Origin of the sequence: Delftia tsuruhatensis NBRC 16741, assembly GCF_001571325.1 — a bacterium.
Lineage (GTDB): Bacteria > Pseudomonadota > Gammaproteobacteria > Burkholderiales > Burkholderiaceae_C > Comamonas > Comamonas tsuruhatensis.
The window spans coordinates 70,814-81,945 of sequence record NZ_BCTO01000050.1; the positions used below are offsets into that span (position 1 = coordinate 70,814).

9 protein-coding genes and 1 pseudogene are annotated in these 11,132 nt (G+C 69.5%); 6 read left to right on the top strand and 4 right to left on the bottom strand.

Annotation, left to right across the window (positions count from 1 at the left end; all coding sequences use genetic code 11):
* Positions 1 to 35 precede the first annotated feature (35 nt).
* Together DTS01S_RS23170 and DTS01S_RS23175 are read left to right on the top strand one after the other, a co-directional pair.
* Positions 36 to 1,022 carry a Bug family tripartite tricarboxylate transporter substrate binding protein gene (locus tag DTS01S_RS23170; RefSeq protein WP_061289040.1) on the top strand — a complete coding sequence of 329 codons (987 nt, stop codon included), beginning with the start codon at positions 36 to 38 and terminating at the stop codon, positions 1,020 to 1,022.
* Between the two features lie 11 nt (positions 1,023 to 1,033).
* Complete coding sequence (locus tag DTS01S_RS23175) at positions 1,034 to 1,810, top strand: enoyl-CoA hydratase (RefSeq protein WP_061289042.1); 777 nt, start codon at positions 1,034 to 1,036, stop codon at positions 1,808 to 1,810.
* Positions 1,811 to 1,818: 8 nt separating this feature from the next.
* Here the strand turns inward: DTS01S_RS23175 and DTS01S_RS23180 are convergent, their stop codons facing one another.
* Positions 1,819 to 2,745, bottom strand: coding sequence for a LysR substrate-binding domain-containing protein (locus DTS01S_RS23180; protein WP_061289044.1), 927 nt, complete (start codon positions 2,743 to 2,745; stop codon positions 1,819 to 1,821).
* A gap of 102 nt (positions 2,746 to 2,847) precedes the next feature.
* Between DTS01S_RS23180 and mnmA the strand changes: the two genes are divergently transcribed.
* Positions 2,848 to 3,978, top strand: a complete 1,131-nt coding sequence (gene mnmA, locus DTS01S_RS23185; RefSeq protein WP_061289047.1) for a tRNA 2-thiouridine(34) synthase MnmA — start codon at positions 2,848 to 2,850, stop codon at positions 3,976 to 3,978.
* Between the two features lie 131 nt (positions 3,979 to 4,109).
* Positions 4,110 to 5,669, top strand: coding sequence for a serine hydrolase (locus DTS01S_RS23190; protein ID WP_016449576.1), 1,560 nt, complete (start codon positions 4,110 to 4,112; stop codon positions 5,667 to 5,669).
* Here the strand turns inward: DTS01S_RS23190 and DTS01S_RS23195 are convergent.
* Together DTS01S_RS23195 and DTS01S_RS23200 are read right to left on the bottom strand one after the other, a co-directional pair.
* Entirely contained in the window at positions 5,638 to 7,602 is a 1,965-nt protein-coding gene (locus DTS01S_RS23195) for a sensor histidine kinase (RefSeq protein ID WP_043791330.1), read from the bottom strand. The genes DTS01S_RS23190 and DTS01S_RS23195 overlap by 32 nt on opposite strands.
* A 5-nt stretch (positions 7,603 to 7,607) precedes the next feature.
* Positions 7,608 to 8,291, bottom strand: a complete 684-nt coding sequence (locus tag DTS01S_RS23200) for a LuxR C-terminal-related transcriptional regulator (protein WP_016449578.1) — start codon at positions 8,289 to 8,291, stop codon at positions 7,608 to 7,610.
* A gap of 191 nt (positions 8,292 to 8,482) precedes the next feature.
* On the opposite strand from DTS01S_RS23200, the gene DTS01S_RS23205 reads away from it, so the two are divergent.
* On the top strand, positions 8,483 to 9,118 hold the full coding sequence (locus DTS01S_RS23205) for a TetR/AcrR family transcriptional regulator (RefSeq protein ID WP_016449579.1): 636 nt from the start codon (positions 8,483 to 8,485) through the stop codon (positions 9,116 to 9,118).
* Between the two features lie 15 nt (positions 9,119 to 9,133).
* Here DTS01S_RS23205 and paaN read toward each other — a convergent pair whose 3' ends face one another.
* Entirely contained in the window at positions 9,134 to 10,792 is a 1,659-nt protein-coding gene (gene paaN / locus DTS01S_RS23210; protein ID WP_061289050.1) for a phenylacetic acid degradation protein PaaN, read from the bottom strand.
* Between the two features lie 148 nt (positions 10,793 to 10,940).
* On the opposite strand from paaN, the pseudogene DTS01S_RS23215 reads away from it, so the two are divergent.
* Positions 10,941 to 11,132 (top strand): annotated as a pseudogene (locus DTS01S_RS23215) (phenylacetate--CoA ligase); the annotation flags it as partial.

Sequence of the window (11,132 nt, forward strand, 5' to 3'; positions counted from 1 at the left end):
TCCCTAGACATCGACAAGCCAAGAAGGAGACAAGGATGACGAAACGCATGAAAGCACTGAAGGCCGCCGTGGCAGCCGCCGCGCTGGCGGGGATGCCGCTGGCATATGCAGCGGGGGCAGGAAGCTATCCCGAGCGGCCCGTACGCCTGGTCGTGCCCTATGCGGTGGGCGGCGCCACCGATGTGATCGCGCGCGTGGCGGCCCGCTACCTGGGCGAGACGCTGGGCCAGCCCGTGGTGGTGGAAAACCGCCCCGGCGCGGGCGGCAGCACGGGCTCGGCCTATGCGGCCAAGCAGCCGGCCGACGGCTACACCCTGGTGATGATGGTGGAGAGCTCGCATGCCGTGAACCCCAACGTCTACGCCAAGCCTGCGTATGACCCCGTGAAGGACTTCACCCCCATCACCAACATCGCCAATGTGCCGGGCGTGATGGTGGTCAGCGCAGGCTCGGCCTACAAGAGCGCCAAGGATGTGAGCGACGCGGCGCGCGCCGCGCCGGGCAAACTCAACTACGGCTCCTCGGGCAATGGGGGGCTCAGCCACCTGAGCGGTGCGCTGTTCGGCAGCACCACGGGCACCACCCTCACCCATGTGCCCTACAAAGGCCTGGGGCCGGCGCTCAACGACCTGATGGCGGGGCAGCTCGATGTGGTGTTCGACAACATGCCGTCTTCCGGTGCGCTGATCGCGGGCGGCCAGCTGCGTGCGCTGGCCGTGTCCAGCCCCGTGCGCCTTTCGGCCTTGCCGGGCGTGCCCACCTATGCCGAGGCCGGTCTCAAGCCCATGAACGACATGTCCTGGTACGGCCTGGGCGCGCCTGCCAGGCTCGATCCCGCCATTCTTGCCAGGCTCAGCGAAGCCCTGCGCAAGACCTTGCAAAAGCCCGAGCTGATCAAGACCATCGAGCAGCAGGGCGCCGTCGTGGACTTCCAGGAGCCTGCGCAGTTCAGGCAGACGGTGGAGCGCTCCAACCGGGCCTGGTCCCAGCTGATCCGCGACATCGGTTTCGAGAAACTTTGAGGAGATCTGCCGTGCATGCACAAGTGACCTTTCCCACCCCGCAGACCGCCGTGCTCACCATCACCGGCGGCGGGCCGCTGAACATCCTGGGCACGCCCGTGATCCGCGCGCTGACCGCGCAATTGGCCGAGCTGGCCGAGCGCCCCGATCTGCACTGCCTGGTGCTGCGCGGATCGGGCACGCGCGCCTTCGTGGCGGGGGCCGACATCCGCGAGATGGCGTCGCTCAACGCCGCCTCGGCACGCGCCTTCATCAGCGGGCTGCGCGACCTGTGCAACGCGGTGCGGCATTTCCCCGTGCCCGTGATCGCCCGGCTGCAGGGCCATACGCTGGGCGGCGGGCTGGAGCTGGCCATGGCGGCCGACCTGCGCATCGCGGCCGATGATGCCGTGGTGGGCATGCCCGAGGTCAAGGTCGGCATTCCCTCGGTGATCCACGCGGCCATGATGCCCGCGCAGATCGGCGGCACGCGCGCCAGCTGGCTGCTGCTCACGGGCGAGAACATCGGCGCCCTGCAGGCCGAGCGCTGGGGCCTGCTCAACGAATGCGTGCCCGGCGACCAGCTCGATGCGCGCATCGCGCAGATTGCCGAGGGGCTGGGCGGGATCGGCATCGAGGCGCTGCGCCAGCAAAAGCGCCTGCTGCGCCGCTGGGAGGGCATGGGCGTGGACTCGGCCATCACCGACAGCGTGGCCGAGTTCGGCGCGGCCTTCAACACGGGCGAGCCGCAGCACCACATGAATGCCTTCCTGGAACGCAAGCAGGCCAAGGCCCAGCCCCAGCTCTGAACCCGGGCCTAGGCCTTGTCGGCCAGCCCTTTCAGAAAGCTGCGCAGCCGCTGCGCGGTGGGCGTCAGCGGCCGTTCGCTGGAGCGCACCAGTTGCAGCGGGCGCCGTGCCCAGGTTTCCTCCAGCGACAGGCAGGCCACCGCATGCGCGGTGCCGAGCCTGCGGTAGATGCTGTGCGGAATGATGGCCAGGCCCACGCCCTGCGAGACCAGCCGCACGATGGAGGTGAAATCGTCCACGTGGATGCGGCAGCGCAGCGGCCGGCCATGGCGCTTGGCCAGCTCGCGCAGAAAGGCGTAGTTGCTGCTGGTCAGCGCCATGCCCACGAAGGCATGGGACAGGGTGTCGAAGAACCGGCAGGAAGGGCCTTCGCCGTCGTCTGGCCTCTCGCCCGGCTGGGGCACCAGCGGATGGCCGGGCGGGGCGATCACCACCAGGCGGTCCAGCGCAAAGGTCTCGCAGGCCACGGCGCCCGCCATGGGCTCGCCCGCGTAGACGCCCAGGTCGGCCTCGCCCTCGGCCACGCTGGCGGCAATCGTCTCGCTGGTCTGCTCCACCAGGGTGAGGTTCACCTCGGGAAAGGCGGTCAGGAACTCGCCGATGTGCGGGCCGATGAAGCCGTGCAGCGAGGAGCTGTTGGCCGCCAGCGTTGCCTTGCCCTGCAGGCTGCTGCCCAGCAGGGCGGCCTCGGCCTCCATGCCGTCGATGGCGGCGAACACGCCGCGCGCATGCTCGAGCATGGCGTGGCCTTCCTCGGTCAGCCGCATGCCCTTGTGCTCGCGCGTGAACAGCTGGCAGCCCAGGGCCTGCTCCAGGTTGCGCAGACGCTGGCTGGCGGCCGAGGGCGTCAGGTGCCGCGCCTGGCTGGCACGCGAGAGATTGCCGGCCTGGGCGATGGCCATGAACAGCTTCAGATCGGTCAGGTCGTAGCGCATGCGGGCGTTTCCTAGGGGGCAGGAGGGCCATTATTCCTGCTGGCGCAGGGCTGCAAAGCCCGTGGCGCGCAGCCTTTGAAGGGCGCTGGGATAATCGATGCCATGACTAAACACCGCGTCGTGGTGGGCCTGTCGGGCGGTGTGGACTCCGCTGTCACGGCCCATCTCCTCAAGCAACAGGGCCATGAAGTGGTCGGCATCTTCATGAAGAACTGGGAAGATGACGACGACAGCGAATACTGCTCGTCCAATGTCGATTTCGTCGATGCCGCCGCCGTGGCCGACGTGGTCGGCATCGAGATCGAGCATGTGAACTTCGCCTCCGAGTACAAGGACCGCGTCTTCGCCGAGTTCCTGCGCGAGTACCAGGCCGGCCGCACGCCCAACCCCGATGTGCTGTGCAATGCCGAGATCAAGTTCAAGGCCTTCCTGGACCACGCCATGCGCCTGGGCGCCGAGAAGATCGCCACGGGCCACTACGCCCGCGTGCGCCAGAACCCCGGCACGCAGCTGTTCGAGCTGCTCAAGGGGCTGGACCCGGCCAAGGACCAGAGCTACTTCCTGCACCGCCTCAACCAGGCCCAGCTGTCCAAGGCCATGTTCCCCGTGGGCGAGCTGAAGAAGACCGAGGTGCGCCGCATTGCCGAGGAGATCGGCCTGCCCAACGCGAAGAAGAAGGACTCCACGGGTATCTGCTTCATCGGAGAGCGGCCGTTCCGCGACTTCCTGAACCGCTACATCAGCAAGGAGCCCGGCAACATCCTCGACGACCGCAACCGCAAGCTGGGCAAGCATGTGGGCCTGTCGTTCTACACGCTGGGCCAGCGCTCGGGCCTGGGCATCGGCGGCGTCAAGGAAAAGGGCGCGCCGCGCGGCGGCGGCGACCATGAGCCCTGGTTCGTGGCGCGCAAGGAGCTGGACACCAACACGCTGCGCGTGGTGCAGGGCCATGACCACCCCTGGCTGCTGTCGCAGTCGCTGCTGGCCGACCAGGTCAGCTGGGTGGCCGGCCACGCGCCCGCCGAGGGCAAGGCCTACGGCTCCAAGACGCGCTACCGCCAGCCCGACTCGCCGGCCCTGATCTCGGGCGCCACGCCCGAGGGCTTCCGGCTGGATTTCCCCGAGCCGCAATGGGCCGTCACGCCCGGCCAGTCGGCCGTGCTCTACGACGGCGACGTGTGCCTGGGCGGCGGCATCATCGCGGCGGTGGATCCGCACCTGATGCAGCACTGATGCAGCACTGACGCGGCATTGATGCCGGGCAGGATGCGGCCCGTCGCGTTTTGCTATCGTCACGGGGGGCGGCACAACCGCCCCTTTTTCTTTTTCCTTTTGTTCTTCACGACAGCACCACAGGAGACCCCATGGCTTCATCGATTCTTGCGCGCCGGCATTTTCTGGGAGCGGCCCTGGGCGCCGTGGCCACGGCCGGATGCAACGGCGAGGTGTCCTGGGGCGACCCCATCGATCCGCCCGTGACGGACCGCGTCAAGCGTGCGCTCGATCAACTCGACGGCCAGGTGCGCGCGCAGATGCGGCGCACGGGCGTGCCCGGCGTGGCCGTGGCGGTCGTGCATGAAGGGCGCCTGGTCTATGCCCAGGGCATGGGCGTGCGCCGTCTGGGCTCGTCGCTGGCCGTGGATGCGGACACGGTGTTCCAGCTCGCCTCCGTCTCCAAATCCGTGGGCGCCACCGTGGTGGCGCAGCAGGTGGGCCAGCGCCGCGTGTCCTGGGACACGCGCGTGCAGCAGGGCCTGCCCTGGTGGACGCTGGAGGATGCCGACGCGGCCCAGCGCATCACCGTGGGTGACATGTATGCCCACCGCTCGGGCCTGCCCGGCCAGGCCGGCGATGCGCTGGAGGAGCTGGGCTACAGCCAGCGCCAGATCCTGGAGCGCCTGCGCTACCTGCCGCTGCGGCCCGTGGGCACCCAGTACGCCTACAGCAACTTCGGCCTGACCACGGGCGCCGAGGCGGTGGCCGCCATCGCGGGCCAGTCCTGGGCCGCGCTGTCGCAGCAGGCCGTCTACGGCCCGCTGGGCATGACGCAGACCAGCTCGCTGTTTGCCGATTTCGAGGCGCGCGCCAACCGCGCGGCCGGCCACCTGCGCGTCAACGGCGTGTGGCAGACGGGGCCGGTGCGCCGGCCCGATGCGCAGTCGGCCGCCGGCGGCGTCAGCTCCACGGTGCGCGACATGGCGCGCTGGATGACCATGCTGCTGGACGAAGGCCGCTTCGAGGGCCGCCAGGTGGTCGATGCGCAGGCGCTGCGCACGGCGCTGTCGCCGCAGATGCTGCAGTCGCCGGCCGGCAACGGCGAGCCTGCGCGCTACTACGGCTTCGGCTTCAACGTGGGCGTGTCCGAGGCGGGGCGCACCACCTACAGCCACTCGGGCGCCTTCGGCACGGGCAGCGCGACCAGCTTCACCGTCATGCCCGAGCTCAAGCTGGGCATCGTGGTGCTGACCAACGGCATGCCCATCGGCGTGCCCGAGATCGTGGTCTCGCAGTTCCTGGACCAGGTCGAATGGGGCCGCCAGCGCCAGGACTGGGAGAGCATCTGGACCAAGCGGCTGGCACCCATCATGCAGCCGCATGGCGAGCTGGCAGGCAAGACCCGGCCCCCTTTCCCCCGACCGCCCCGGCCGCTGGGCGCCTATGTGGGCAGCTACGCCAACCGCTTCTACGGGCCGGCCCAGGTCAGCCTGCAGACGGGCGGCGGTGGGCTGCAGGTCAGCCTGGGTTCGCAGCGCATGCTGCTCAGCCACTGGGATGGCGAGGTCTTCAGCTTCGTGCCCGAGGGCGATTCGCCGGGCAGCCTGTCCAAGGCCACGTTCGACGGCAACCAGCTCACGCTGGAGTATTTCGACGATGTGCTGACCCCGGCCGGCGTCAGTGCGGGGATAGGGCGCTTTTCGCGCTGAGGGTGGCCTGCTCCGTGCCGTCGGGCAGGGGATCGCCGGGCACGGGCAGCCAGGCGGCCAGCACGGTGGCGCCGGGTTCTGAATCCATGTCCAGATGGCCGCCCAGGCGCTGCAGGCGCGCCTGCATGCTGCGCAGGCCCACGCCCATGCCGGCCTGCTGCACGGCGGCCACGTCAAAGCCTGCTCCGTCGTCGGTGATGCGCAGCATCAGCCAATGCTGCTCGGGCCACTGCAGCTGCACCTGCACGCACTGGGCGCGGCTGTGCTTGATCACATTGGCCAGCGCTTCCTCCAGCACGCGCGTCAGCGCCAGGCACTGCAGCGCACCGGGCGGCTGCGGCCAGGCGGCCGGCACCTGCCAGTCGGACTGCATGTCCAGCGCGTCGAACAGGCTGGCAAAGCGGTGGCGCAGCGGCGCGATCCACGCCTGGGGCGTGTCCGGCACGGTGACGGAGACGCTGGTGCCGCTGTCGATCATCTGGCGCAGGTCGTCGCGCAGCAGCTTGAGCACGGACAGGAACTGGCGGTTGTGCATGGGGGTGCCCGCCTGCTCCACCATGGCGATGGAGCGCACCAGGGAGCCGCCCAGGCTGTCGTGCAGGTCGTGCGCCAGCTGCATCCGTTCCTGCAGCCGCGAGTGGCTGAGCGCCAGCGCATGCTCGCGCGCCAGCGTGCCGCCGAGCTCGTCGCAGGCACGCGCCACGCTGTCGGTCAGCTCCTGGTTGAACTGCTCGATGCGGCGCATGCTGAGCACGAACTGCCGGCCCAGCACCATGGACAGGGCCAGCATGGTCAGCGGTGCGGTATAGGGCATCCAGGGCGTGGCGGGGCCGATCACCTTCTTGAGCGCCAGCATGTCGTGCAGGCCCGCGCACAGGAAGACCAGCAGACAGGCCGCGTAGACCAGGTGGCCCGGCTCGCGCGTGCGCCAGGCGTGCAGCGGAAAGTGCAGCGACACGGCCACGCAGATGCCGAAGTACACCAGGCCGATGTGCAGCACACCGTCCACCAGCGGCCAGGGCGCGAAGATGGCGGCGGCCATGCCGGCCAGCGTCAGCGCCCACAGCAGCTTTTCCAGCCGGGGCAGGTGCAGTTTTCCGAAGCGCCAGGTGAACAGGCAAAAGCTCTGGCCGAACAGCAAAAAGACCAGCAGGTTGCCGCGTGCCACGGCCAGGGTGTCGGGGAAGGGCCAGGCCTCGGTGGCCAGGATATTGGCCAGGAACAGCGCCCAGCAGAAGGCATTGAGCGCGTACCAGCCAAAGGCCTTGCTGGCGCGCCGCTGCAGCCAGGCAAAGGCGAACAGCACGCCCAGCACCAGCGAGACCACGATGTTCATGGCAAACAGCGTGCGCTGGTTCCACCAGGTCTGCGCGTGCCACTGGCGCAGCGCCTCGGGCTCGCCCAGGCGCACCTCGCCCAGGCCGGGCGTCTGCTCGGCCAGGCCGTGCACGCGTATCCACACGCTGTTGGTGCCCGCATGCAGGGCGGATTCGGGCAGCAGCCAAAAGCGCGGCATGTTCCAGCTGCGCGACAGGGGCTCGACCAGGTTCCGGTCGCGCCACAGCAGGTCGCCGTTCACGAAGACCTCGCCGGCCATGACCATGGAGTGCAGGGCCAGCGCCACGGGATCTGCGGCGGCGGTGGCAGAAGCGGCAGGGGGGTGAGCGCAGCCGCGCTGCCAGTCGATGCGGTACCAGACGGCGCCGCTGTAGCCGGGCCAGCGGTCCAGCCAGTGGTCGGGCAGGGTCACGTTGTGCCAGTCGCGTACCGCGCTGGCGATGGGCGGCGGTCCCTGGCCTGCGGCCTTGGCGGACTGGATGGACAGGATCTGCGGCAGGCAGGCCTGGGCCAAGGCGCAGGGACTGCACAGGAGGACCGCCAGGCCCAGTGCCAGGCACCGCACCGGGCCGAACCACCGGCGCCACCCGCCCATGGCCGTCAGCCCAGCAGTCCGCGCACGCGTGCCGTGTTGACGGCGCGCGTGCGCGAGGACACGGCCAGCTTGCGGTAGATGTGCTTGATGTGGCATTCCACCGTGTAGCGCGACAGGTGCAGCTGCTCGGCGATCTCGCGGTTGGTCAGGCCGTCGGCCACCAGGCGCAGGATCTGGCTTTCGCGCGCGCTCAGCGTGGACTCGGTGCCGGTGCTCTCCGGCGTGGCGGGTGCCGCGCCCTGCAGCTCGGCGATCACGCGGCGCGCGATGAAGGGGTCGATGGGCGCGCCGCCGCGCAGCACGCTGCGGATGGACAGCGACACTTCCAGGTCGTCGCGCTCCTTGAGCACATAGCCGGTGGCGCCTGCGCGCAGCGCCGCGAGGATGGCGTCCTCCGTGCTCCAGGCCGAGATCACCAGGATGCCCACGGCCGGGTCTGCGCTGCGCATCTCGGCGATCAGGTCGATGCCGCTGCCGTCGGGCAGGCCCAGGTCCACCAGGGCCAGGGCCACGGGCTCGGCCAGGCAGGCGCGGGCCTGGGCCAGGGAGCCGGCGAACAGCAGGGCATCGGGCGTGTAGCCCAGCTGGCCCAGCACGGACTGCAGCCGCTGGCGGATCAGCGGCTCGTCCTCCACCACCAGCACCGGGGCCGGAAGCGTGGACTCTGGGACAAGCAGGTGGGCGGGCATGGAAAAGGCGTGCGCAGCGGCGGGCGTAAAAAGGGGCAGGATGGCCGCCCGACTGTGGGCGAAGCCCGCATCTTTGCATATCCCTGAAAACTGGTAATCGCGGGGGCGCGCGCCGCTGCGCCGTCCATAATTCCGGCCCGGGCCGCACGGGCGGACCCTGGCAACGACACCTACCGAAAGGACGCCGCCGCATGGCACGCGTACGTGACCCTGCTGGCTACGATGGCCAGCGTGAAATGATCCTCTCCCACGCCGCCCAGCTGTTCGCGCAGCGCGGCTATGCGGGCACCTCCATGAACGAGGTGGCTGCGGCCTGCGGCGTCTCCAAGGCCACGCTCTACCACTATGTGCTCGACAAGCACGACCTGGCCGTGCGCATTGCCGAAGAGCATGTGCTGCGCCTCGAAGCCCTGGTCAACGACACCCTGCAGGCCCATGCCGATCCCGAGCAGCGCCTGCATGCGCTGATCCGCGGCTTCGGCCAGGAGTACGCCCAGGCCCAGAATGCCCACCGCGTGCTGACCGAGGACGTGCGCTTCCTGCGCGAGGAAGACCAGCAGCGCATCCTGGACGTGGAGCGCCGCGTGGTCGCGGCCTTTGCGCAGACCATTGCCCAGGTGCGCGGCGAGCCCGCCGACAGCGCCCTGGGCAAGCCTCTGGCCATGCTGCTGTTCGGCATGATCAACTGGACCTTCACCTGGCTCAAGCCGGGCGGCACGCTGGACCATGACGCCATTGGCACCATGGTGTCCCAGCTGTTCTTCGGCGGCGTGCGCGCGGTCAGCGTGCCGGACGCCAAGAAGCCGCGCAAGGCCCGCCAGGCCTAGGCTCGGCCCGGTCCCTTACCACCGGCGCTGCACGACCACGAAGCGGTCGGCCACGAAGGCCAGCGTGGTGTAGCTGGCATTGGCCGCGGGATTGCCGCCCGTGGCGTGGAAGTCGGAAAAACCGGCCGACTGGTTGACCATCACGCCCTGCGTGAGGTTGATGGACAGGGCCACGCGCGAGCGCAGCGCCGAGGCCGCCACGGCATCGACAAAGGCCGCATCCGTGGAGTACAGGCCCAGCGTCATCGCGCCATGCGCGCGCACGCTGCGCTCGGCCAGCTCGCGCGCTGCCTGGGCCGAGGGCACGGCCACCAGGTAGGAGACGGGGCCGAAGCATTCGCGCTCGTAGATGGCGGCGTCCGCCACGTCCAGCGCGCGCAGCGCGGGCGTGCGCACCTCGGCCTGCGGGTATTCGGGATGGGTGAGCTTTTGCGAGGCGCGCACGGCGCGGCCCACGGTGGCAGCCTGTTCCACGCGCTCCACGGTCTGCGCAGAGCCTATGGCGCCCAGCACGGTGAAGGCCACCTTGGGATCGGCCAGCAACTGGTCGATGGCGGCGGCCAGATCGGCGCCGACCTGCTCGAAGCTCTTGTGGCCCTGGTCAGTCTCTATGCCGCCGGCCGGAACCAGCAGGTTCTGCGTGGTGGTGCACATCTGGCCGCTGTACAGCGACAGTGACAGGGCCAGATTGCGCAGCATGCCTGCGTAGGCATCGGTGGACTCGATCACCACCAGGTTCACGCCGGCCATCTCGGCATACAGGCGTGCCTGCGGCGCATGCGCCTGCAGCCACTGGCCGAAGGCATTGCCGCCCGTGAAGTCGATGGAGGCCACGGCCGCATGCGTGGCCAGGGCCTGGGTCAATTCGGGCTTGTCGCTCACGGCCAGGGTCACGAGGTTGGGGTCCAGGCCCTGCTCGGTCAGCACATCGCGCAGCACGCTCACGGTGAGCGCGGCCGGCAGCACGGCGTTGGGGTGGGGCTTGACGATCACGGGGTTGCCCGTGGCCAGCGCAGCGAACAGGCCCGGGTAGGTGTTCCAGGTCGGGAAGGTGGCGCAGCCGATGACCAGGGCCACGCCACGCCCCACGATCTCGAAGCGCTTGTGCAGCACCGCGGGCGCATGCTTGCCCTGGGGCTTTTCCCAGACGGCCTCGGCAGGCACGTCGGCCATGGCCTTCCAGGCCACGGCAATGGCTTCCAGGGCGCGGTCCTGGGCATGGGGGCCGCCGGCCTGGAAGGCCATCATCGCGCCCTGGCCCGTGGTCAGCATCACGGCATGCGCAATCTCGAAGCTGCGCTGGTGGATGCGCGTCAGCGCCTCCAGCAGCACGCCGGTGCGGCCCTGGGGTCCCAGCGCCTGCCATGCGGGCTCGGCCGCCTGGGAGGCATCCACCAGCGCCTGGGCATCGCACTCGGGGTAGCGGATGTCCAGGGCCACGCCATAGGGCGACTGCTCGGTGGCCACGCGGGCGCGTTCACCGGGCTGGCGCAGCGGATAGTCCTTGCCGAACAGCGCCTGCACGGCGGCGTGGCCCTGGGCCTGGGCGGTCTCGCCATACACCTTGGGCGAGGGCGCCTCGGGGAAGGGCGACCAGTGGCCCCGGCGGGACAGGGCCTGCAGCGCGTCGTCGAGCAGGGGGCGGTGGCGTTCGTAGAGGGCGTGGGCGGGCATGGGATGTGTCCTGGGTTGGAATGTGGCGTCGCTATCAGGGTTAGTACCGGACAACAAGCCTTGTTGCTCAAGAAAGCTGCATCTTATAATCCTACCGTCCGGTCGGTCAATTATTCTGAACCCCTTGCCTCACGACGCCAGAACCCCGATGAACAAAGACCTGCGCCCCGCCCCCGGCGACCTCGACCCCATCGAAACCGCCAGCCGCGACGAGATCGCCTCGTTGCAGCTGCTGCGCCTGCGCTGGTCGCTGCAGCATGCCTACGACCATGTGCCGCATTACCGCCGCGCCTTCGATGAGAAGGGCGTTCATCCGTCCGACCTGCGCACGCTGTCCGAT